At 49.6% G+C, this 23,746-nt stretch carries 22 protein-coding genes; 11 read left to right on the plus strand and 11 right to left on the minus strand.

Going from position 1 to position 23,746, the window contains the following annotated elements; genetic code table 11:
• Positions 1-26 precede the first annotated feature (26 nt).
• The 3 genes from QXU03_06715 to QXU03_06725 all read right to left on the minus strand — a co-directional run bounded on the left by QXU03_06715 (position 27) and on the right by QXU03_06725 (position 3,271).
• The gene (locus QXU03_06715) at positions 27-644 is read right to left on the minus strand and encodes a phosphoribosyltransferase (protein MEM2171426.1); all 618 of its coding nucleotides are present in this window, start codon (positions 642-644) and stop codon (positions 27-29) included.
• 141 nt (positions 645-785) lie between these two features.
• Positions 786-2,204, minus strand: coding sequence for an NAD(P)/FAD-dependent oxidoreductase (locus QXU03_06720; GenBank protein ID MEM2171427.1), 1,419 nt, complete (start codon positions 2,202-2,204; stop codon positions 786-788).
• The gene (locus QXU03_06725; GenBank protein ID MEM2171428.1) at positions 2,201-3,271 is read right to left on the minus strand and encodes an adenylosuccinate synthetase; all 1,071 of its coding nucleotides are present in this window, start codon (positions 3,269-3,271) and stop codon (positions 2,201-2,203) included. Before QXU03_06725 ends, QXU03_06720 begins: the two co-directional genes overlap by 4 nt.
• A 195-nt stretch (positions 3,272-3,466) precedes the next feature.
• Here QXU03_06725 and QXU03_06730 point away from each other — a divergent pair, with 195 nt between their 5' ends.
• Positions 3,467-4,897, plus strand: coding sequence for a THUMP domain-containing protein (locus tag QXU03_06730; protein ID MEM2171429.1), 1,431 nt, complete (start codon positions 3,467-3,469; stop codon positions 4,895-4,897).
• Between the two features lie 4 nt (positions 4,898-4,901).
• Here QXU03_06730 and QXU03_06735 read toward each other — a convergent pair whose 3' ends face one another.
• On the minus strand, positions 4,902-6,176 hold the full coding sequence (locus tag QXU03_06735) for a replication factor C large subunit (GenBank protein ID MEM2171430.1): 1,275 nt from the start codon (positions 6,174-6,176) through the stop codon (positions 4,902-4,904).
• A 4-nt stretch (positions 6,177-6,180) separates the two neighbouring features.
• Positions 6,181-7,158 (minus strand): replication factor C small subunit, encoded by a 978-nt coding sequence (locus QXU03_06740; protein MEM2171431.1) that lies wholly within the window; start codon positions 7,156-7,158, stop codon positions 6,181-6,183.
• An 85-nt stretch (positions 7,159-7,243) separates the two neighbouring features.
• On the opposite strand from QXU03_06740, the gene QXU03_06745 reads away from it, so the two are divergent.
• Both QXU03_06745 and QXU03_06750 read left to right on the plus strand, forming a co-directional pair.
• A complete protein-coding gene (locus tag QXU03_06745) occupies positions 7,244-7,834 on the plus strand; it encodes a hypothetical protein (GenBank protein ID MEM2171432.1) in 591 nt (196 codons plus the stop codon).
• Positions 7,827-9,923 carry a minichromosome maintenance protein MCM gene (locus tag QXU03_06750; protein MEM2171433.1) on the plus strand — a complete coding sequence of 699 codons (2,097 nt, stop codon included), beginning with the start codon at positions 7,827-7,829 and terminating at the stop codon, positions 9,921-9,923. The genes QXU03_06745 and QXU03_06750 overlap by 8 nt, the downstream gene beginning before the upstream one ends.
• 376 nt (positions 9,924-10,299) lie before the next feature.
• On the opposite strand, the gene QXU03_06755 is transcribed toward QXU03_06750, so the two are convergent.
• A complete protein-coding gene (locus tag QXU03_06755) occupies positions 10,300-11,556 on the minus strand; it encodes an OFA family MFS transporter (GenBank protein ID MEM2171434.1) in 1,257 nt (418 codons plus the stop codon).
• A gap of 404 nt (positions 11,557-11,960) precedes the next feature.
• On the opposite strand from QXU03_06755, the gene QXU03_06760 reads away from it, so the two are divergent.
• Complete coding sequence (locus tag QXU03_06760; GenBank protein MEM2171435.1) at positions 11,961-12,731, plus strand: aspartate/glutamate racemase family protein; 771 nt, start codon at positions 11,961-11,963, stop codon at positions 12,729-12,731.
• Between the two features lie 92 nt (positions 12,732-12,823).
• On the opposite strand, the gene QXU03_06765 is transcribed toward QXU03_06760, so the two are convergent.
• Positions 12,824-13,939: a DUF917 domain-containing protein gene (locus tag QXU03_06765; GenBank protein MEM2171436.1), complete on the minus strand. Its 1,116-nt coding sequence runs from the start codon at positions 13,937-13,939 to the stop codon at positions 12,824-12,826.
• A gap of 94 nt (positions 13,940-14,033) precedes the next feature.
• Here QXU03_06765 and QXU03_06770 point away from each other — a divergent pair, with 94 nt between their 5' ends.
• From QXU03_06770 to QXU03_06795, 6 genes are all read left to right on the plus strand, one after another.
• Positions 14,034-15,035: an aminopeptidase gene (locus QXU03_06770; protein ID MEM2171437.1), complete on the plus strand. Its 1,002-nt coding sequence runs from the start codon at positions 14,034-14,036 to the stop codon at positions 15,033-15,035.
• A 34-nt stretch (positions 15,036-15,069) separates the two neighbouring features.
• Complete coding sequence (locus QXU03_06775) at positions 15,070-15,603, plus strand: nitroreductase family protein (GenBank protein MEM2171438.1); 534 nt, start codon at positions 15,070-15,072, stop codon at positions 15,601-15,603.
• Positions 15,604-15,609: 6 nt separating this feature from the next.
• Positions 15,610-15,936: a DUF6092 family protein gene (locus QXU03_06780; GenBank protein MEM2171439.1), complete on the plus strand. Its 327-nt coding sequence runs from the start codon at positions 15,610-15,612 to the stop codon at positions 15,934-15,936.
• Between the two features lie 10 nt (positions 15,937-15,946).
• Complete coding sequence (locus tag QXU03_06785) at positions 15,947-17,452, plus strand: cytosine permease (GenBank protein MEM2171440.1); 1,506 nt, start codon at positions 15,947-15,949, stop codon at positions 17,450-17,452.
• A gap of 5 nt (positions 17,453-17,457) precedes the next feature.
• Positions 17,458-17,859, plus strand: a complete 402-nt coding sequence (locus tag QXU03_06790; GenBank protein ID MEM2171441.1) for a hypothetical protein — start codon at positions 17,458-17,460, stop codon at positions 17,857-17,859.
• A 148-nt stretch (positions 17,860-18,007) separates the two neighbouring features.
• The gene (locus QXU03_06795; protein ID MEM2171442.1) at positions 18,008-19,156 is read left to right on the plus strand and encodes a DUF917 domain-containing protein; all 1,149 of its coding nucleotides are present in this window, start codon (positions 18,008-18,010) and stop codon (positions 19,154-19,156) included.
• A 140-nt stretch (positions 19,157-19,296) separates the two neighbouring features.
• Here QXU03_06795 and QXU03_06800 read toward each other — a convergent pair whose 3' ends face one another.
• The gene (locus QXU03_06800) at positions 19,297-20,526 is read right to left on the minus strand and encodes an NfeD family protein (protein MEM2171443.1); all 1,230 of its coding nucleotides are present in this window, start codon (positions 20,524-20,526) and stop codon (positions 19,297-19,299) included.
• Positions 20,527-20,608: 82 nt separating this feature from the next.
• On the opposite strand from QXU03_06800, the gene QXU03_06805 reads away from it, so the two are divergent.
• Entirely contained in the window at positions 20,609-21,490 is an 882-nt protein-coding gene (locus QXU03_06805) for an SPFH domain-containing protein (protein ID MEM2171444.1), read from the plus strand.
• Between the two features lie 115 nt (positions 21,491-21,605).
• Here QXU03_06805 and QXU03_06810 read toward each other — a convergent pair whose 3' ends face one another.
• The 3 genes from QXU03_06810 to QXU03_06820 all read right to left on the minus strand — a co-directional run.
• A complete protein-coding gene (locus tag QXU03_06810) occupies positions 21,606-22,004 on the minus strand; it encodes a DUF6054 family protein (protein ID MEM2171445.1) in 399 nt (132 codons plus the stop codon).
• Positions 22,005-22,425: 421 nt separating this feature from the next.
• Positions 22,426-23,385: an alcohol dehydrogenase catalytic domain-containing protein gene (locus QXU03_06815; GenBank protein MEM2171446.1), complete on the minus strand. Its 960-nt coding sequence runs from the start codon at positions 23,383-23,385 to the stop codon at positions 22,426-22,428.
• A gap of 73 nt (positions 23,386-23,458) precedes the next feature.
• A partial coding sequence (locus QXU03_06820) for a hypothetical protein (protein MEM2171447.1) occupies positions 23,459-23,746 on the minus strand: 288 nt, incomplete at its 5' end.

The following is a 23,746-nucleotide window of genomic DNA, read 5'->3' on the forward strand; positions in this document are numbered from 1 at the left end:
ATTTAAGGATATGGTAGTTAGAGCTTTTAAAGTTGCTGACTTTGAGCTTCAACCTTAGCGTAGCGCTTGACGGACTCGATCACCCTCAGCGGGTCCAAGTACAGCTCCACGATACCGAGCTCTTTCAGCAATTCCATCGTATTGTCGCTCAAGTCCCCACTACGCATTTTAGCGAGAGCGTACAGGGTTTCACCAAGAGACCAGGGGTAGAAAATCCATACCCACTCCTCTAGTTTTTCTACGTAGAAGTCCGGTGCGAAGCTACTAGTTGCCTTGTAGTGAAGTACAGCTGTCTTGACATCAGATGCACCGAGACTTCTTACGAGCCTCACAACCTTGGTCATCGTTGCACCGGTGTCTACGACCTCGTCAATTACGAGGACCTTTCGATCCCTGAAACTCACTTTCTCGTGTATAGATACTTCAGGCTCCTCTCTTACACGGACTCCTGTACCCCAAAGCTTTGACCTAAGTACTACGAGCTCGTCGATGCCGAGTACGTCGCTCATTATTCTAGCGGGTATTAACCCTCCCCGCGAAATCGCGACAATAGTGTCTATTTCCAAGTTCGAATCCAAGACCATAATTGCTAACTTATAGCAGTGCTCTAAGGCCTTGCTCCAAGGTATGTAGAGTATCTTCATGTTGACACCCACAACCTAGTGTAGTGAGCAGTTCAGTTCACCTGGTTCCGAGCTCCCGCCTCTCCTGGTACTAGCCACTAGGAGCAGTCTACTGAGATCGTGCCCTCCTTTGAAGCGGTATCGTGTCATTGAGGGGTACACCTATAGTGTGCTAGCCAGGCCTCTGGCAGCTAGCACTCCTGTGGCGGCCGCTATGTTAATGCCTCTTGAAAGCCCTGCACCGTCGCCTGCGACGAAGATCCCGGGTACAGATGTCTCGAGGTTGTGGTTAACCCTTGCGTGAACGCTATAGTACTTTATTTCAGGCGCGTAGAGTATCGTTTGAGGCGACGCCATTCCTGGATATATGGTATCGAGCCTTACAATCGCCTCGAGGACGTTCTCAACAACTCTATGGGGTAGTACTATGCTTATATCGCCGGGTGTGACGTCCCTTAAGGAGGGTATGATCACGCTCCTCATTACACGATCCCACGTGCTCCTCCTGCCTTTCTCAAGGTCTCCAAGCCTTTGAATAATCGGCCTGCCCATACCGACCTTGGTAGCCATCCTAGCAATCGACTTGCCCAGCTCTAGTACATCGGTGTAAGGCATTGTAAGCTTCAACGTTACTAGTAGTGCGAAGTTAGTATTTTTAGACTTCACTCCGCTATACGACTCACCATTAACGCCGATTGTGCCATCGTCATAAAACTCCTTTAGTACAAATCCCTGAGGATTAGTACAAAACGTCCTGACCATGTCGTCATAGGACTTAGTGTACATGACTATTTTAGGGTCGTAATTTACTTTGGTAACGTGCTCGGTTACGTAGTAAGGTACCTCTACACGGACGCCTATATCCAGTGGCCCAGGTTCAACCTCTATACCGAGCTTATCGGCTATTTCCTTAAACCAGTGTGCTCCTCCCCTACCTGGCGCTAAGAGCACTCTACGCGTGTAGAAGTCGCCTCTACTCGTTACAACCTTAAAAAACCCCTGGTCCCTGGACACCTCGAGCACGGTGGTGAATGTGTGAATCTTGACGCCACTTTCTTCGAGGAACTTTGTAATGTTCTCAACAACTCTGATCACATTTTCTGTCCCGAGAACTCTCTGAGGAGTTGGAATGAACTTCGCACCTGCCTTTGCCGCAAGCCTCTCTACAACCCTTACTTTCCTGGGATCGGGCTCCATGAGGCTTTCTCCAGGTGCGCCGAACTCCATGAGGAGCTTATCAATGTACTTGATAACCTCCTCTGCCCTTTCCCAGCTGCCCATTAACTTGTCTAGGTCTCCGCCCACGTCCGGTCTGAGGTTCACTATGCCACTACTAAACGTTCCGGCACCACCTACACCGTACAGTATATGGCACACCCTGCACGTACCGCAACTTATAGCCTCCTTGGTGTACATCGGCCTGAGCGCCCCTAACGCCAGAGGGCAACGTCTCTCACTGAGCTTCCCGCCCTTATCGAAGAGCGCTATTTTTAGCGATCCTTTCGAGAGCTTCACCAACTCGACTGCAGCGAAAAGCCCAGCAGGGCCTGCACCTACAATAACTACGTCAAATTCTTTCAAAGCTCTACACCTAGATCGCGCGTTCTGTCCACAGTCTCCTCGACTTCTTCCCCGGTACCAATAAGCGTAACTGGTACTTTTAGGTATGACTCTACGTCTTCGATCCACTTCTTGGCAGGAGCCGGTAATCTATCCCATACCTTTACGCCCCTGGCCTCGGGGAACAGGACATCGAGCTTCGTAATTGCCACCTGTGTGGCAGAATTTAATAGTACAGCTCTCTTGGCGAGCTCGTAGTTGAACGGTGCAACTCTCCTAGGTCTACCCGTAACCGTCCCCACTTCAAGCCAGCCGCGCCTAGCAACGTCTTCGAGGCCGAGCTCGCCTTCAAGGGGTCCTTCGCCAACGCGTGTAACGTAGACCTTGAACACAACTATTACCTCGTCAACTCTTTTCGGGCCAATGCCGACCTCGGAGAGAAGGGCCTGTGCCGTCGTATCCCGGCTGGTAACGTAGGGGTACGTGCCGTGATAGAGTGAGAGAAATGTTCCCTGAGTGCCTTCGACAAGTACCTTTTCTTTGGTGTCTAGAGCGGTGTTCAGTACCAGCGGCGCGTCGCAGAGATGTTTCTCGAGCTCGTTAAAGTCTCTTGCAAGCCTCAGCCTCCTCAGTACCCTATCCGCCATGGCTGCTCCCACGCCTTGAAATGTCGAACCTATAGATGCGAGGACAGAGTCCCTCTTCTCGCGGTCTACGTGAACCTCCTCTATTACGCCTGTCCTGTAGTCAACGCAAATCCTTTTCTCAACTCCTAGTTCACGTACTTCACTGAAAAACACATCTAGCTTTATAAGCGCGCCTGGTGGAATCACTAGTTGCGTTTCTTTATTCACAAAACCAGCCGGTACGCTTCTCAGTTTGAACTTCCTGCCATGATACACTACTGTGTGACCGGCGTTTATAGCGCCTGTTCTCGCTGCATACCTATACCCCTTGGCGAGGGCCACGTAGGCCGCTATTTTACCTTTACCCTCATCGCCGAAAAAGCCACCCACTAGTAGCGTTAACACGCGCTCTCCACCTAAGTGCATTCCTCGTAGCGCTTCACGGTCCAAGCATGATAGCATATATTGTTGCGGCCGCTTTATTAAGGATTCTCTCGGTGCCAGTTAACAGTCTCCGACCGCGTTTCTGCGCCTTCTCGGTTACGATATACTTCACGCCAGCTCGGAGGTCCTTTTCACGGCTCCGTTAAACTGGCTGAAAAGCTACTTTAACCTCTATACCGTAGAGTATGGCGAAATGGCAGTTAGGGGATTGCCTTGCCGAGTTACCTGATAACGGTTTCAGGCGAGCTGCCCCTCAGGTCGAGGAGAACTAGGCCCAGGTTTTACCAAGTGCTGGTCGAGAACATAAAAGACGCTGTGAGCAGGGCAGGAGCCAAAGTACTCGATAGCCGCATTGTTGAAGCAAAAATCCTTCTCAGAACCGACATCGACGTCATGGATAAGATAGCAAGGGTTTTCGGGGTTTACAGAGTCGGGCACGTACTGGTATACGAGTTTAAAGACCTCAAGGACCTTGCTACGTGGATATTTGAAAATGCAAAAGACGCGGTAGCCGGTAAGAAGTTCGCCGTCAGAGTTAAGAGGAGCGGCCATCACGGGTTCACCTCGCTCGACATCGCGCGCGAAGCAGGAACGCTGCTAAAGCCCCTTTCAGCTGGCGTAGACCTGGAAAGCCCGGATGTCGTTGTCGAGGTAGAAGTACGCGGTTCAGCCGCATATCTTTACAAGGAAGTCTTAAAGGGTCCGGGGGGCCTACCCACCGGCGTTGAAGGGAACGCCTTGGTTATGTTTTCAGGCGGTTTTGATTCCCCTGTTGCAGCGTGGCTTGCCGCTAAGCGCGGTATACAAGTAGATTTCCTACACTACGTGATGGGCCCCGCACGGTCTTCGTACTACGCGCTCCTAGTGGCTAAGACCTTAACGTACAACTGGCTACATGGGTACAGGCCCAGGCTCATAGTGGTGGGTTTTGAAGACCTACTAGTTGAGGTTGTGAAAAAAGTGGAGTGGAGTTACAGGCAGGTTGCTTTAAGAGCGCTGATGTATATCGTCGCATCGAGGATCGCCAGTAAAATGGGTTACGACGCGCTGGTAACCGGCGAGTCCGTGGGGCAGGCGTCTAGCCAGACCCTCAAGAACCTCTCAGCTATCGAAAGAGCGGTGGAATTAAGAATCCCTGTACTCAGGCCGTTGATAGGCTTCGATAAGGAGGAGATAATTGAGCTCTCTAGACGCATAGGGCTTTACGATCTCTCCTCGAAAGTCACCGAGGCGTGCACCATAGCACCTACGAGAGTGGCCACTTCCAGCACACCCGGAGAGGTGCTCAAACAGCTCGAAAACATTGACAAGTCGCTGGTAGACCGGGCGGTTTCATCTATGAAGATTGTTGACGTGCTCACGGCAAGGCCCGAGGAAGCGGTGCTTCCGGATGCCATTGAAATAGACTTCATTCCCGAGGGGGCGTTAGTACTGGATGCTAGGAGCGAAGAAGAGCGGTCTAAATCACCTATTCCAGGGGCCATTCCCGTTAACGAGGTTGACCCGTCAAGGATCCCGAGAGATAAAGTTGTGCTCTTCGTATGCGACTCAGGGAGCACGAGTTACGTGTTAGCTAAAGTCTTCAGGGAGCAGGGTATAAAGGCATATAGCCTAAAAGGCGGCGGGAAGGAGTATAAGCGTTAAGCACCTAGCCCTTGCGCTTCTTCATGTAACTCAGTACTTCGCGGGCTTTGGGGCCCGCAAGCCAGCTCACGAGCTCTTCGGGCAGGCCGTACGCCCTTGCGATTTCGCCTGCGTACTTAGGGTTATGCATAAATATTACCCTCAGATAGGGTATTATGTCGTTCTTGACCGTTGCCCTGCTTGCGAGTAACCTCCTGGCTAGATATGTTGCTAGCGCTTCCCTGTACTCCCTAGATCTCCTCGTCTCTGCCAGTAGCTTTATTCTTTCGGGTAATTTAAACGCGACCCACTTCGGCTTGTAGCTAGTTCTTGCAAAGGCTACTCCAGGCCCCATTAAGTCAAGAGCATAAGACAGGAAGTCCCAGTTTTGGGTCTTAATAATCCTACCGAAGTAAATGTCCGCCCTACTCAGCGCCTCATAAGCTCTCCAGACCTCTACTAGGTCATCGTAGTATGTCGGTATGTGCTCGTTGATCCACGTCTTCACGTCGTCCGGTGCAAGGTCCGTTGACGTAATGACGCTCTTCGCGTGGAAAGTGTACTTCGCGGAAAATAGCTTCCTCAAGACCTCCCAAGGCGCGTAAGCCCTGTCTCTGTAGGTAGGCATCGCCTTTACGCGCTCAAGGGTGACCTTCCTGTCCAGTGCTGCGATTGCTTCCAGGTCGTTTATAGCGCTTCTCAAATCTCCTTCACATCTCTTGGCGAGCTCCTTTAATGCCTCCTGCTCGCAGTATAGCCCCTCGGCCGTACATATCCTCTTGAGGGCCGTTACGATGTGTGTTTCCCTAAGCCTATCCATCTGTATAGGCTCGGCGAGGTCTCTGAGCGGCCTTAAGTGTTCTTGGTAAGGGTTATTGGCTGTCATTATGATCGGGTTTCTCGTATTCTTTATAACCTCTACAAGTGCCTCGACACCACCGGCATCCGTCCTCGGGTCTAGCCCGTCGATCTCGTCTAATAGGAGTATGCGTCTTTTACCGCGTAAGCCAGTCGTCTGCGAAGCAATTTTGGCCAGCCTTTCAATGTCTTCTTTCCTCCTGCTATCACTGGCATTCATTTCGAAGAGCTCGTAACCACGAGTTTTCGCAACTGCCTCTACAAGGCTGGTCTTACCACAACCAGGAGGACCGTGAAGTAGTGCTGCCCTCTTTCCTGGTTTGCCCTGTTCCCATGACTCAAGCCATGAAATGAGCTTCTGTTTCGCTGCATCTTGGTTTACGACTTCGTCTACGTGCTTGGGCCGGTATTTTATGATCCACGGCAACCTCTCTGAGCTCAAAACGCTACACCTTGATCTTCCTACCTATAAGCGCTAACCTCGCCAGGAAGGCATTTAACTGTATTTCGTCATCAGCCCCCTCTACGAGCCTGAATTGCACCTCGCCCGCGTAGTCGGCTATCATTATCTTCAAGTCTTCGGGTATTTTTAGCTCTGGGCTGAACACCTCTTTGTGTACCTGCTTGACGATGTCAAGCCCGCTCAGGCCGTAAGTCACCATTAGGTCCCGTAACTTCTTTCTGGCCTCCGTGAAGTTCCCTGCGAGGGCTAGCTGTAGCATTTCTCTAACCTCGCGGGGATGGGCTAGCCCAACAACCTTGTAGATAGCTTCTTCCGTAACTTCTCCGAGGGCGGCCGCCGCCTGTAGCACATTTATTGCCTTCCTCATATCACCTTCTGATATGTCGTAGATGGTTTCAACCGCTTTTTCGCGACACTTGATTTTCTCGTTTTGGCATATGTACAGTAATCTCGACACGACATCTTCCCTCTTCAACGCTACGAACCTGAACACTGCGCACCTACTCTGAATGGGCTCGATGATCTTGCTCGGGTAGTTTGCAGTCAATATGAATCTCGTGTTAGCGGAGTAGAGCTCCATGAGCCTTCTCAGAGCTTGCTGGGCGTCAGCGGTCATGTTGTCTGCCTCGTCTAAGAGCACCATTTTAAAGGGGATTTCACCCACGACCTTGGACCTTGCAAACTCCTTAACCTTCGTCCTAATGACCTCGATCTTCCTCTCGTCCGAGGCGTTTAGTTCGAGCAGATACTGCCTGTAGTTATCGCCGTAGAGGTCGTGAGCCATTGCGTGCGCAACCGTGGTCTTACCAGTACCTGGAGGCCCCGCGAACAGCATGTGGGGGATGCTCTTCTCGGATACGAACTTTTTTAACCTTTCAACAACCTCTTTTTGATTGACGACCTCATCTAGTGTTCTAGGCCTGTACTTCTCAGCCCAGAGTAGCTCGCTCAGAGAAAACACCCCTTAAATCGGCTCCTTAAAACTATACATTTAATGAAGGGTAATAAAGGGGAGTAGAGTATTACGGGGAAGGGAGGATAGTGCTTTGAACGGCCTCGTAGAGCTCTTAGGATCACTCGTTGTAAACTACATTAACCGCGATTTCGAGGAAGAAGAGGTTAAAGTAGCCTACATGGGGCCGGCAACGAAAATTTTCGTGGAAGACGATTACATAGAACTGGTAAGAGGCTCCGAGTACACGTTACCGCGCTGGATCGTTCAAATACTCCAAGAAAGGAACAGGGCAAGGCCTGCAGAAGGCTTAATAGACGAGATCGCGGTTACCCGCCTGTACTTCAACGAAAGCAGAAGTAAAGGACAGTTAAAGTTCGAGAAGCTCGCGGGCTACTTTTACAGTAGAATAAAGCAACAATTAGGTACAATGATAAAGTCCTATAAGAACATCGAAGACCTGGATAAGGCCCAACAGGCATTTCAGTCTATTTCAAACCTGGCAACATCCACTAAAAACCTCTACAGGGTAAGACTTAGTAAAATACTCAGCCTTATTGGGACGGAGGTAGGTCCAGACCTGCTCGCTAACCTCAGTGAAGAAGAAAAACACCTCTACACAGTATTAAGGAGCGTGCTCGAGATCTTCAATGCAAGGGTATTCGAGGTGGAGAAACGTGCCTGATTCCACAACTGAGACTTTCGTGGACTACGTACAACAATTCAAAAACTTCGTAGAGAACTTCAGGTCCCGGGAAGGTACTCTAAGATACTATGAAAGAATTTGGGAACTCATCAGAATGGGGCAGAGAAGCCTCATAATAAATTTCGATGATTTAATACTATTTGATCCCGCGCTAGCCGAGAAGGTGTTAGATAACCCCGCGGAGGTTCTCGAGGCATTCAACCAGGCCCTGCAAGAGATCGTAATGAGGGAGAACCCCGAATACGCTAGGCACGTTAAGAGGTTCTACGTCAGGATCAGGAATCCCCCGAAAATAATGAAAATCCGGGAACTGACAAGCGACTATATAGGAAAGCTCGTTTCCATCGAAGGGATAGTTACGCGGGTTACTAGAGTGGATGCGAAGCTCGTAAAGGCAATATTCAAGCACACAAGCGAGCAGGGGGAACACGAATTCGAGTATCCGCCTGAAGGCGTGGTAACCGATAAGGTGGAAAGGCCGCCTTACTGTCCCGTCTGCCATAAGCTGGGTAAGTTCGAGCTTGTAGTTGAAAAAAGCGATTTCGTCGACTGGCAGAAGGTAGTAGTGCAGGAGAAGCCCGAGGAGGTCCCCGGGGGGCAGATACCGAGATCCGTTGAAGCCATTTTGACGGGTGACATTGTCGATTCGGCGAGACCAGGTGATAGGGTAGTAGTAACGGGTATTTTGAAGGTACAGCCACTAGCAGGTTCGCCTGACCGCAGGGGGTCTAGGAGCGTGTTTTCATTCTACGTAGATGTAAACCACATAGAGGTCCAGGAAAAGGTTCTCGAAGAAATAGTAATTACGAGGGAAGATGAAGAGAGGATCTGGGAGCTTGCAAGAGACCCTTGGATAAGAGAAAAGATAATAGCTAGCATAGCACCCGGGATCTACGGCTACTGGGACATTAAGGAGGCAATAGCGCTCCTTCTATTTGGTGGTGCGCCTAAAATCCTACCAGATGGAACTAGGATCAGGGGAGACATTCATGTACTGATAACTGGGGATCCAGGTACAGCCAAGTCCCAGTTATTGCAGTTCACTGCTAGGATAGCTCCGCGCGGCCTTTACACAAGCGGTAAGGGTTCGACGGCAGCTGGTTTAACGGCAACTGTCTTGCGGGACAAGGCCACAGGTGAATATTACCTGGAAGCCGGTGCACTGGTTCTAGCGGATGGGGGTCTTGCGGCAATCGATGAGATAGACAAAATGAGAGAAGAAGATAGAAGCGCCATTCACGAGGCACTAGAGCAGCAGACTGTTAGCATAGCGAAAGCCGGTATCGTTGCAAGACTTAATGCTAGAACGTCCGTTTTAGCAGCCGGGAACCCCAAGTACGGTAGGTACGACCCCACACAGCCCGTAAGCAAGAACATTGACTTGCCGCCAACGATACTCTCAAGGTTCGACTTGATATTTATAGTCCAGGATATACCGCGAGCTGACCACGACCGGAGGCTTGCGAAACACGTACTCGGCATACACACGGAGGCCGAGAAAGCACGGGGGTTCATAGATCCGCAACTACTCAAGAAGTACATTAGCTATGCTAGGAGGTACGTTAGGCCCCAACTCACCCCGGAGGCGACCAAGCTAGTAGAGGAATTCTACGTGAGCCTTAGGCAGGCATCACTAACTGCGGGGGAGGGAGGGCTTTCCGCCATAGCAATTACGCCGAGGCAGCTTGAAGCCCTCATAAGGCTCACAGAGGCTCACGCCAAGATGGCGCTAAAGACGAAGGCGACAATCGAAGACGCCGAAGAGGCTATAAGGCTCATGATGGCAACGCTCTCCAAGGCGGGATTTGACGTAGAGAGCGGTAAGATAGACATAGACATACTAGAGACCGGGATACCCGCTTCACGTAGAGAGAAGAAAAAGAAATTCATAGCATTCCTCTCAAGGTTGTTAGAAGAGGTCGGTGGTGAAATAGAATTAAATGAGCTGTATACAAAGGCCAGGGAAGAAGGCTTCGAAAAGGACTTCGTCATGGAGGTCGTAAACGAGCTACATAAAAGTGGAGAAATATACTACCCGAGGGCGGGCAAGATCGCGAAGGTAAGATAAGACGCCATTCAGGCCCCTCACATTACCCACAACACCTTGAACAACACCAAATAACCCGCGCATTCTCTATGGAGTACGTTTAACCGATGAGGTGAACGAGAACGGGCATCGAACGGCCGCGTAGATCGGCGAACCTGGGGCAAGGCACTAAATCGACTTGCAACTGAGTCCTCTAAGTTAATGTTATTGCCCCCCTTCCGCAGGGCAGCGTTTAAGGCCTCTTCCTAGCAACTTATGTGATATGTGAAATACCAGTAAGGTAAAACACTTAATGACTATTCGCAGCGGGCATCTACGCTGAGCGGTTTTATCGCGACACGCTATACTGCAGCGTGTACCTGGCTGTCTTAATTATTGAGGAAAGCGCTATGCACCACTATGAGCTTCTTCTCACTGGTTTTCTAAGTACTTGTGGGTGTACTATTAATGACGCTATTAGCGCGCTTACACCGATACCTATTAGCGAGTACGTATATGCGCCAAATACCGACACTATTAACGCCGTAATATAGCCTGAGAGTAGCCCGCCCCAGCTCTTAGCGGTATACGTTAGCCCGTAGTTTACCGTCAAGTACCGGGATCCGTAAAAGTCGCTTATGATTGCCGGCGTTAAAGCCAGGGAAGGCCCCGCGAACAGCATTGTTAACACGGTAAACGACGTAAAGGCTACCGGGTTACGTGCTGTGAGGGCTAGTAAGACCAGGGATACCCCCGATAGAGCGTAGAACATCGTCATGGACTTCTGCCTGCCTATCCTATCTGAAACCCAACCACCGAAAACCCTGCTAATTCCGTTAGCTATGGGGAACACCGTCAACGTAGTGTACATTATGGTGTCAGGTATGCCGTTTTCGAGCGCGATCGACTTCACGTGTCCACCGAATAGTAGGTGTACGGCCGTCATCGCAGTGAAGGATGCATAAATGAACCACCACTGGTACGTCATAACCATTTCACGCCACGTCCAGTCTCCCGTATCTACCGTATTTTTAGCGTAGTTCACTTCACTACCACTGGTGCTGTAAGCCGGGTACCTATAAAACGCAGTAATTGGTAGTAGTATGCTTAGCATTATGACACCAATGTAAAGAAACACCACGAGAACACCTAAGTTCTCTATTGCCTGGTCTATTAAGACGTTGAAAAGAGCCGTCCCCGAACCAAAACCAGATGCTACTATGCCGGATGCAAGACCACGTTTCTCGGGAAACCATTTAATGACCACAGCTACTGAGACACCATAGAGAAACCCCACACCTAAAGAACCGATGCCGTAGTAGAGGTATAGTTGCCAAGGGCTACTCACAGTCGAGCAAAGCATTAAACCCGCACCTGTCAGTAGTGCACCAATAACCGCTATTAACCTAGGACTTACCCTGTCAGCTACGTAACCCGAAAAGGGTTGCGTTAGTGTAGATAGATATGCAAAAACCGTGAATGTCAAGTCTACCGTGGGCTTATCCCAGTTGAAGACCCTCCTCAAACCCGTAGAAAAAAGAGACCAGGAGTACTGGTATATGCTTATGAACATCATTGTAACGGTAGCGCCGATTAAGATGAGCAGCCTGTACTGCATTCTCCGTACAGTCATCATCGCTAAAGCACCTACAACATTTACTAGGGAATGATTCACTGACAATGTAGTATTTAAGCATGGCGTGAAAAACCCGGTAAACCACGTTACTTATCAAGCTTAATACGGTCAAGTGGCAAACACGAGCGGTATTGCCATTCTGCCGGGTTAGACGTGGTTTATACAGCTACTAGACTGTGTTGAAGCATTTGAACCGGTTCATGACGGGTTATCGTGGTTCCCCCCCATCTCCATTCGCCATCCACCGTGGATCTCGGAAACCTGAAACACAGAGTTACTACTATGTTACCACTATGCCGGTATAGCTCCAAGACTTATAAGCACCGAGTAAACTGGGATGGCTCACGAAAACCTTAATGAACTTGAGGCATCTGGAATGGCTAATGATCCTCCATAACGAATTAATAAGGTTCCCTCATACTTCCTTGTAGGTGGTGGATGCATTGACGCGCATCATAAAAATCCTAGACCTCGTACCAGTGGTGTATACCGAAGATCTTAGACTATCTATGGATGATAGACGTAGACTTGCCGTGGACGTTTCTAATGAGACCGGGGGATTAGTTAGGTTAGACGTGGTCACCGTTAACAAAGGCCCCGCCTCCATAGAGTCTGTGTACGACGAGTACGTGAGTGCACCCTACATTCTCGAAAAGGTAAAGTGGGCTGAAGAAAGTGGCTATGACGCCGTCGTAATCGACTGTTTCGGCGATCCGGCTTTAGATGCCGCCAGGGAGCTCGTCAAGATACCGGTGATCGGGCCTAACCAGGCCTCGTGTCTTATCGCCGTTCAACTCGCACAGAGGTTTTCCATAGTAACTACTCTTCCTGAGGCCGAGCCGGCTCTTCGGGCGCTAATAGCTAAGTACGGTTTAACCCAGCACTTAGCCTCAATAGAGGTAGTAAACATACCCGTGCTGGAACTTGGAAAAGACCCGGAAAAACTGGTTAACAGTATCGTCGAGGCGGGTAAGCGAGCCTACTACGCACACTACGCGAAGGCGCTAATCTTAGGGTGTACCGGTATGTCCTTTGTAGCGAATAAGGTAGAAGAAAGGCTCCTCGAGGAGAAGATCGAAATACCTGTTATAGAGCCTTTGAGAGCTGCAGTATACACGGCGGTGTCGCTAGTACTCTTTGGTAAATCGCACAGTAAGGCTACGTATAGACTGCCAAGACAAAAACTTCGAGTAGCCGATTTTAAGACTATTTGACAAGGATAACTACACTGAGAAGGAGCTGATCCCGGCCTTCGCCCAGGAAACCAATACGCCGCTTGTCTTAGAGGTGCGGTTAAAAAAGGAGGCTAGAGTAGTTTTTCTACCGGGATATAGTCTCCTTTATAGCCTATGGGCTCTAGTATGTGCCTCCACACGTCAAATGCCTTTGGGTGTTTTCTCCACTTCTCTGAGGCCGGTATTCCCACCGCCGCGACTTTGAGGCCTTCTTTCATATCTGCATTCGTTAGAGGAGTGCCGTCGAGAGTTATCCAGCAGATTAAGTCGGGCACCATGGCGGCGGGCTGGCCTTCCGCCTTCCACGCTATCATGTTCTCGTTCTTGAAGTCTACGAAGAATGTTTTACCCTTGTACTGTTCAACGCCTTCAAGCGTAACACGCCCGAAGTCGAAGCCCGCCACTGTTTTAATTTCTACTTTTTTAACCACGCCTCTGAATAGTTCATATCCCTTAGTGACTTCCACTACTTCTTTGACAGGGTCTTTACCGGTGGCTTTAGCTTTGCTTATTGCCTTACCTATATTAAGGGACTTAGCAAGCACGTTAGGCTCTAGGTAATTCTTGACCTGCCACCCCGTTACGACCCAGGTACCTAGTCCGGACAGCATTCCGAACGCTACTGTCACGTGTCTTGCAATATTTTCAGCTGTGTGGCCGTCCATGGGGTTCTTGAGCCATCCAACCACAGTATTGCCTTCTCTATCTGCCACGACGAATGGGGAGTGAGAAATACCATACAGCTGGTAAAGGGTTGTGCCTAGTTCCGGTACCGCCCTACCACCCGTACCATCAGCATCCACTATAGTGAGCCCCTTCACGGCAGCTACGTATATGGGCGTTATTGAGTTAAAACCTCCTGTTTCCCCAGGCATTACGTACCGGAACTTTATGCCTATTACCGAATATATCCTCTCGAGGCCTTCGAACGCGTATATGGCCTCGGGCCCGAAGCCTCTTTCTTTGAGCGCTTTAGGAGCACCCATGCCCGCGATCATCGCAACGTACTCGTTATCAGCGAGCTCCGCCGGTTCCACTACGGGTACCTCGCCAGCGACCTTGGCTATTTCGTTTACTAGCTGGAGCCCGTTTTCGGGAGATCCCCCGCCACCGCTACCGAGAAAAGTCGCTCCGATTACAATGTCTTTGAGGTCTTGAATAGTAAACTTCTTCATAAAACTTACCACCAAGAAATGGGGAGTGCTGTCCATGTTTATAAACCTTCCTTTTCATGCTTCCGGATATATACCCGAGTAGTGCTGATGACTATACAGGGTCGTCGTGGACCCGGGCATACCCGTTGAGCACTTGAAGAAGGCAGCCGAAAACGTGGTAAGGTTCTGTCTTAACGTTAAACCGGGAGAACTGTTCCTCGTAATAACGGACACGGAAACGAAGGCCATAGGCGATGTTATTTTAGAGAAAGGTCTAGAGGCTGGTGCAGAGGCCGTTATGGCCGTAATGAAGCCTAGGAGCAGACACGGCGAAGAACCCCCAAAACCCATCGCAGAAATGTGGCAACACGCCGATGTGTTCGTGGCCCCCACGAAGTACAGTTTAACTCATACACGGGCGAGAAGAAGGGCTACTGAAAAAGGCGTACGCGGTGCTACAATGCCGGGAATAACTCCAGAGATCTTCATCAAGGGGTTAGCTGTGGACTACATGCAAGTAAATAACTACAACAACTGTTTACTAAGGGCTCTGAAGGGTGCAAAGAGAATACGGGTGCTCGCTCCTGGAGGCACTGACATATCGTTTTCCGTTGAAGGGAGAGAGTTCATATCTGACTCTGGAATTCTTCATGAAAAGGGCTCCTTTGGTAACTTACCGGCCGGTGAAGTCCTCGTAGCACCCGTTGAAGGGACGGCTAACGGCATAATAGTGTTCGATTGCTCCATAACCGATGTAGGGGTCCTGAAGGAGCCCGTGGTGGTGATCGTTAGAGATGGCCTTGCGGTGGAGTTTAGAGGAGGGCTTGAAGCTCAAAAACTAGAATTAATGCTTAAAAGCATCAAGCTGAGAGAGGCCTTCAATATCGCGGAGCTCGGTATAGGAACGAATCCGGGAGCTGAAATCGTAGGCAACATCTTAATGGACGAGAAGGCCCTTGGAACCGTCCACATAGGGTTCGGCGATAATAGCACAATAGGTGGTAAGGTGGTAGCCGGCATACACCTGGATGGCGTAATTAGAAGACCATCAGTGTACGTTGACGGTAAGCCCGTGATCGAGGATGGCACAATGGTGATGTGCCGGTCCTCACAGGTTAATAGTATTTAATATTGTGCCTACTAATATCAGCTGGGTGCTAGGTATGGCGTCTACATCGAAGTTTGAAATCTTAGCAGATATTGTAAAGACGAGGAGAACTGTGAGAGAATACTCCGAAGAGAGCGTTCCAAGAGAAGTGGTAGAGACTGTTCTAGACTTAGCGAGGTGGAGTCCTAGTGGCAGTAATGTTCAAGACTGGAGGTTTGTGGTTGTTACGGATAGGAAGCTACTAAAAGCAATTAAAATGTTCTCTCCGGGATGGCTCGGCGGCGGTAATCCAGTGGCCATAGTGATATGTTCGGATAGGAAATGGGCGTACGAGAAAGCAGGACCCCTTGCAAGAGATGTGATGTACCTAGTTCACGCAGGTATAGTCGCCCAGACAATCGCACTTCTCGCTCACGCGATGGGCCTTGGAACAAACATGATCATGTCCTTCTCCAAGGAAGCTGTCAAGAAAATACTAGACTTACCGGAAAGCTGGGATCCCGTTATGATAATCCTACTGGGGTATCCTAAACACATACCAGAACCACCACCGAGATTAGCGCTTAGCGAGCTAGTAGTATGGAGGTGACGTCGAGTGGACGGGGATAAAAAGGCTGTTCGTGTCTTCGAGCTATTGGCGTACTTAGCATCAAGTGCAAGGGGACTACTCGAAGAACCGCGCGAATACGGGCCGTTAAGGTGCCTGGACGCGATGCGAAGACTTATTGACATGGTGCTGGAAACGAGGCTTATAGAAGACGAGGAAGTTACTAAGTACCTCGAGGAGTTGAGAAGCAGGTTATCACGGGGAATTATTCTACTAATGTACAGTGCAGAGGAGTTCAGGAAGTTCATAATAAACGTTAACGTGGAACTCTCAGAAAAAACCACTAGAGTGCTTGAGAGATATTATAATAAGTAAGAGGGTGTTTTTGTTTCTCGACCTTTCCGCGATCTACACCACTGCCGTGAATGAAAGATATATAAACTACCCTCTTCATCTCATACAGGGGGTAAAGCCCTTGACCACCGCTGAAGAGCGTAAATATGAATGGATAGACGTCATGGGCGATTACTCCTTAGTACCAGTCCCCGAAGAAGCCCTTAGAACTACGACAGCAATATTCTTCGTATTCACGGGAGTTCTCGCCTGTATAGCAGCACTGTGGGGCGGGGCAGTACTGGGCCTTCAGTACACCTTAAGAGACATGGTAGTGGTCGCTATCGTAGGGTGTCTAATACAGGGCGTAATAGGCTTCTTAACAGCCTACATGGGGGCCGCGAGCAGGCTGTCTACATACGCCAACATGTCATGGCCCTATGGCAGGTATGGCGCGTTTCTATGGGGGCTTGCACTAGCCGGTATCACGTGTGGAATTGGGTGGTTCGCCGTAGAAACATGGCTGTTCGGTATAATGATGCATGACCTAGTACCCGATAACCCGCTCATGAGTGTAGGCGTTGCCTCCATATGGGGCGGGCTACTAATGATGACCACGGCCGCCATCGGGATAAAGGGTATAGCATTCCTCAGCTACCTCACAGTACCGTTTTGGATAGTTCTAGCCTCAATATCCTTTGCATCCGGCATAATGGTCGGCGGTGGGTGGGAAAAGGTACTCACCGCACAACCCGCTCAACCAGCGCCGTTTGGCGTAGGCGTGGCGCAAGTCGTAGGCCTGTACATCGCCGGCGCAACAATTACCGCGGACATTTCCAGGTTCGCTAAAAGCCGGGTAGGTGCCGGGCTCGCCTGGTTTGTCCAGGTAATGGTCGTCGAGGTGTTCTTCCTAGTAGGTGCTGGAATACTGGTACTCGCAATGGGAGGTGCTAGAATAACGGAGGCCCTACTAGCTGTCGGAGTTGGTTTAGGAGCATACCTACTAGCCGTTCTAGGTCAGTGGACAACAAACGACAACAACCTATATAGTGGAGCACTAAACTTCACACTAATATCACCTGTAAGCAGAAGAGCATTGGTCATTATACTAGGAGTACTGGGAACAGCAGTAGCAGCGTACGTTGGATTCGTAGCCGGCGCCAGCTTCGACCCGTTCATATCATTCCTGACACTTCTGGGAAGCTTCGTACCCGCAGTCGCGGGCACACTCATAGCCGACTTCTACATATACAGAGGGCTTTACAAGAAAATACCGGTAACAGAGAGGTATAAGCTGAGAATAGGCGATAGGATACCGGAAATAAACTTAACGGGCTGGATTTCAACGGCCATAGGCGGTGTTCTCGGAACATGGGTTATAACGGCCGGAATTCCTTCACTAAACAGCCTGTTAATATCGCTTATCGTATACAGCATACTTGCAATAGTGTTTGATAAGGCAGGCGTGCACCTAACTATTGGTAAGTACGAGGTAAGAGAATACGGTTTAGCCCCTAAGTGGGCTGTAAGGAGGGTAAGTGAAGCACGTAAGAGGTGAATAGTGTGGAGAGCTTAAAGCGATATGTAAATGTGTATTTAATTTTCAGCATTATAACTTCACTAATAGGTGTAGTACTAGGGGCTCTACTAGTAAATGTGGATCCCTACTCGGCATTCCCATGGCTACTCGCAACTTTATTAGCGTTTCTTACGTCGCTGGTAGGGGTAATTAGACTCAGGGGCATTAGTGAACCTTACAGGTATGGAGTTGTATCTATACAGCACATCTGGTGGGTAGCCTCAGTGGGATTTGCCGGCGTAATGTTCTATCCAGCCGATTACTTTAGGAGAGTTGGAGGCGTGGAAAGTACCATAATGTCTGTGATTAGTGCGATATGGCTAGTATGGGGACTTTACCTGATCTACGCCGTCCACAAGGAAACTAAAGCCCCGGTAGCGCCCTAAATTCCCTCTAAATCCCCGTTAATTTTTACTACATATACTTCCTCGCCTTCCAGTACCACTCAGGCAAGCTTGAGAAGGCAATTAGAAATAGGCTATTAGTAGTTAGTATTTAAGTACTCCACTGTTAAAGAGTACTAGGGGTAGTGTGATGTTAAGGCTCCGGACTAGACAAGACGTAGAAGACTTTGTACGTGGATGCACCTTCTTCGGCACCGGTGGGGGAGGATCACCGCAAGTAGGGCTTAGAATACTTCTTGAAGACCTAGAGAAATACGGGGAAATCGTAGTACATGACGTCAATAGCATTAGAGACGACGCATACGTGGTAACTCCTTACTTAATGGGCTCGATAGCCCCTAAGACCCCGGAAGTTGTAGCGAAAATGACTTCTTTGGGCCTGGTAAAGAGAATTGGAATTGCTGATAGAATACTAGCATACGCCGTTCTTGAACTAGAGAAGTACCTTGGTGTTGAGTTTGAAGGAGTGGTGGCCATAGAGCTAGGAGGTGGGAATACTCCCAGCCCCGTTGACGTCGCCGTAACGCTCGGCAAGATGATCGTCGACGGCGATTATGCTGGAAGAGCCATCCCTGAAATAGATCAAATAACTCCATACCTCTACGACATACCGCCATATCCCGCTGCATATGTTGACGAGTATGGAAACAAGACAGTGGTGTCTAAGGCAATAAACTACTTGATGGCCGAGAGGATCGGTAAATTGATAAGCGTTGCGTCCTTCGGGCTCGTGGGAGGGGCTTCATTCGCGATCACCGGTAAGGAGATGAAGAAAATCATCATCCCCGGCACATTGTCAGAATCATACATTATAGGTAAAACACTGAGAGAGGCTGTAGAAGCCGGTAAGGACCCGGCAGTAGAAGTGGCTAAAAAGGCAAACGGCTACGTGCTCTTCAGAGGAATAGTGACGAAAAAGGACTGGGAAGACAGAGAAGGGTACATGTGGGGCACAACGTACATTAAGGGAGTAGAGGAGTTTGAGGGTCGCGAGGCGAAGATCTTCTTTAAGAACGAGAACCACATCATGTGGTTCGACGACAAAGTCCTCGCCACTAGCCCAGACATAATAGAGGTCATTGACGCGAAGACAGGAGAGCCCATAACTAACACCGATCTAAAGGAGGGGATGAAGGTGTCCGTCGTAGGCCTCAAAGGCCGTGAACAGTTCAGAACACCTAAAGGCCTAGAGGTCTTGGGGCCGCGTCACTTTGGCTTCGATATAGACTACATACCTATAGAAAAAAGAGTGTTAGACTTCCCCGTAATAAGGCCGTAAGGCATGCCGCAGGGTAAACTTACTTTTTTATAAATAAAATAAATAAACTTTATATTTTTTAATAACCTACTTAACGCGCGTGGTTTTTCTTCAGGCTAGAATACGATGCGAAGATACCCAACATAGTCATAGCCCCGGGTCTATTTACATTCTTCAACGTACAGTTTAAGCCCTTCAACTCTCACGACTCTAACCTTACTTCCCGCCGGAATGATGCCTCTAGTGGAGTACGCTGTCCAGTCTTCTCCGAGAACGTAGGCTGTGCCCGGCACGTTCTCGGAAATGTCCGTCTTTGCTACGCCTTCTGCCCTGATGAGCCTCTCCTGAATGCTTGCGCGCTTCATTTTCACGGCTTTTGCCGCGTTTACGGCTATGAATAGGAATAGGCCGGTGAGTGCGGCTAAACCGCCCGCAACGCTGTAAATAACGCCGGTAACTGTTTCACGTGGAGTGCTTGTAAAGGTTAACGCAAAGCCTATCGTAGTCAAAATTACACCGGCTATACCGAAGGCTCCGAAGCCCGGTGTAAACAACTCTACTGCAAGCAGTACTGCACCAGAGAGCACTAATGTGAGGTGTAGCATTTCAACTGGTATGAGCACCATCGAGTACAGCGCGAAGACTATTAATAAAACACCCGCTACCGCGTAGCCCTGGAAGCCGGTTGTGAAAACCTCGGCCAATATTAGTATTATCCCAGCGAACAGCATTAATTGGGATATCAGGGGGTTGGAGATGACGGAGAGCAGGTGATCCCAAAGACCCGGTTCAGCAGTGTTAATGGTGATTAGGCCCTCCGCGTCTAGGACCTCTCCGAGGTCCTTCGCGAGCCTAGCAAGCCCCAATGCTGACGCCTCCTCGGCAGTGTAGCTTTTGGCCCTGTCAACAAGGTCATCTACCAGCTGCACAAGGCCGTTCTTGCCTCGCCTTTCGAGAAGTGACCGTGCCTTGGCTTTAACGTACTCGACAACCTTAGGGTCTTCCGGTGACGGCTTCATGCCCCCAATTACCGCGCCGGGCGCCATGTATATTTCTCTGCAGGATAGCGCTATGAGCGCTGCCGCGGAGATTGCCTGGTTGCCTGGCGGTATCCAGGCCACGCAGTGGGAACCCGACCTCTCGATCGTGGAAATGATCCTATCCGCCGCCGCCAGGTAACCACCGTAGCTGTTTATCTCAATAATGTATACCTTGCCAGGAAAGTCGTTAACGGCCCTTTCTATGAGCGATACTGCCCCACCGTCAACAGCCATGTCAAGCCTAATTAAAACGGCCTCCTTCCCGCTAGCGGTGGAAACTACTTGGGTAAGAATGGCAGTGACTGTCAGGACACATATCAACATTAACGGTACAAGACGCGCCAAGGGCACCAACCACCATCTGCCTATGTTAACTAGGATTGAATGCTTATTAAGTGTTTACCAGTTCACTATATAACTTGAGGTGCTATCAATGCCCTTCGCTGAGCTAATAGTGGCTTTAATATTTGCGATAATAGTTCTCGCTATAATACTAAGCCATATAAAGGTAATACCGGAGTACAAGAGGCTGGTCATATTCAGGCTTGGCAAGCTAGTTGCCATCAAGGGCCCCGGCCTGGTCTTCTTAGTACCGTTAATTGATAGAGGCGTGGAGGTGGACTTAAGGGAGTTCGTACTGGACATCCCGCCGCAGACCTGCATTACCAAGGACAACGCGCCAGTAGATGTCGATTTACTAATATACATGAAGATCTTCGAACCGCAGCTCGCCGTTACGGCAGTACAGAACTACCTCGCGGCTGCGACGGGGATAGCCGTTACAACGCTCAGAGCTATAATAGGTGACATGCAACTAGACGACGTCCTGGCCAGGAGGGAGTACATAAACTCAACCCTCAGAGCTAAGCTAGACGAGGTCACGGACAGGTGGGGTATTAAGGTTACCAGCGTGGAGATCAAGGAGATAAAGCCGCCGAGAGAAGTCCAGGAGGCGATGATCAAGCAGATGGCTGCCGAGAGAACCAAGAGGGCAATGATACTGGAAGCCGAAGGCAAGAGGACGTCGGCAATTCTCGAAGCGGAAGGGCAGAGAGAAGCCATGATTAAGAAAGGTGAAGGCGAAAAGCAGTACGAGATACTCGTGGCCGAGGGTAGGAAGACTGCGCTAGAGCTGATACAGGAGGCGGCTACGAAGCTCGGAACAAACGCGCTACTGCTACAGTACCTAGATGCCTTGAAGGCAGTTGCGCAGAGTCCTGCTACAAAAATAGTCATACCGTTAGAGCTACTAGCAGGTTTCAGTAAAGTGCTTGGAGCCGTTACCACACGTAGCGAAGAGAAGACCCAAGACTAACATAACCGGCGTGCGAGACGAGAACACATTTTTAGCTGTAAGTTCCTTAAACAAGTACGCGCTGGCGTGCCCAATTAAGACACCCCGGTTAAGATGTGGATCTTCGCACTCCAAATCAGGTTACTCTAAGCACTTCTGACTTTGAAGCATCTAAATAGTCTACCTCTCTAAGCACCTCGCACTCCGCTCTTAGCGCTTCGCACATACGCGTTATGGATTCTACCGCGTAGTCTCGCGAGGATCCAAGGTCGAAGAGGTCCAGAGGTCCTCTTCTACCACCGGTGGCAATAGCTTTAACTAGGGTACTCCTTTCTTCCTCGACGAATATGAGGGCTAAAGCTAGATAGTTGCCTGCCCTAATAAAATACTTCTCTCCAATAGCTATGGCAACTCCGGGTTTAGTGTTAAGTACCTCGATATACACGTTCGAAAACTCCCTTTCAGGCCTCAATAGGCTAATAACGCGGTCAAAAGAGGCATAAATGCGTGCTACGACGCCGTGCGCCAAAACCAATTTAAAACCCCCAGTAATACCAGGTAATCTAAGTATTAATTGGGTAAAAACGCTTTCGATATTGACACGTTAATGGGCTCTGGCCCCCTACCCGCCTTCAGGCGGGATATTCGGCTACAACTTAGTTAGTGTACGCGTGCAACCACTCATAAGTGTTCTGAAGGCTTAGTAGTGGGGCAGTCTAACGGACCACGTCTGTACGGGATGACCAATGCCGTTATGCACACGAACAGCATAACCTGCACTCACAGAGTAATCGTTAGTCATTAAAGGTTGTGCCTGATCGCTCTCGACGAGAGGAAGTAACAGTGAAAATAATGCTACGAGCAAGCATTAAAACGGTGTTAATATATGTGTTTTAGAGTAGCTCGAAACCGCGTTGAAAACGATCTCGGCGCCGTGAAAACTTGCCTACACTCTACTAAGCCCTTATAGCGACCTTGAAGTACTCGGGCTTTAGCGACTCTTCAAACGCTTCCCTGCCATCGTCCAGTTTGTAGACCCTGTCCAGCCTCGGTACTACTTTTCCGCCGACAAGTAGCTTCACGGCGTACTTGAATTCCCTGAAAGTACCGCACCTAGAGCACACTATTTCGGCTTCTTTCACCACCATCGAAGTCATATTAGCATGCGCCCCCGTCCCCGGTGTTGACTTCAAGTGTATTATGCCGCGTGGCTTAACGAGTCTAATAGCCGTATTTAACGCGTTGGGATCGCCGCTGACCTCAAACACGACGTCATACGTGGATTCCACGAGCTCGCTGGAATGCACAATTCCATCTACAAGGTCTTTAAAGTGCTTTGCCTTGACGCTGCCTTCCCTTACAACAAGCTCTACGTGCAGTTCGTAGAGCTTCTTGAGTGCCTGTACTACAAGCCACGCAAGGTTGCCCGTACCAATGACAGCGACTTTATCTCCAGGCTTAGGAGGTCTAAGCATTAGGGCCCTTAAAACGGCCGCTAGGGGCTCCACGAATATACCCATTTCTGGAGGCCCGGGATATACGTGCAACGCCTCTACTGGCGCTATAAAGTACTCTGCCATGCCACCATCAAGGTCTATTCCGAGGGTCTTCTTGCCCGTGCAGTGTGTGTAGAGTCCTAGCCTACAGTACTCGCACTTACCGCAAGGAAAGTTTATTTCGGGGACAACTCGTTTACCTTTAAGCTCTTCCGACCCCTCAACCACCACGCCTACAACTTCGTGTCCCGGTATTAATGGTGTTTTAAGTAACTTGTAGGTACCAGTATAGAATGCTTTGTCTGTGCCGCATATACCCACAAGCTCCGTCTTCACTAAAACCCAGCCTCGAGGCAGTACGGGTACACTTGTACCTGTTACTTCAAGTTTTCTAGGCCCGTAGAGCACTATAGCCTTCACTTAGACCACCAACAAGCTGTAATTCGTGACCAGATAGTAAAAAGATGAACTTATATTAAGAGCACGCTACACTTTAAAGCACAAATAGGACTCCTGGCGCCTTAGTTCCCATTAAGAGACGTAAGGCTCTCACAGAGAAAACACAAAGTGCATATATAAGCCTCACCTTCATTAATGTGATTAATGGGTGGTGTAATATTAAGGCTATAACCACTCGAACTATTGCGATAATCGTAGCTATTATTGTCATTGTTGCTATCGTGGCTGCTGTTATTGTGACTATGCCTCCGGCGGCTCCTCCTACAACACCAACTCCAACACCTACACCCACACCAACACCTACAACTCCAACACCCACACC

This window comes from Desulfurococcaceae archaeon (assembly GCA_038845865.1).
Lineage (GTDB): Archaea > Thermoproteota > Thermoprotei_A > Sulfolobales > Desulfurococcaceae > UBA285.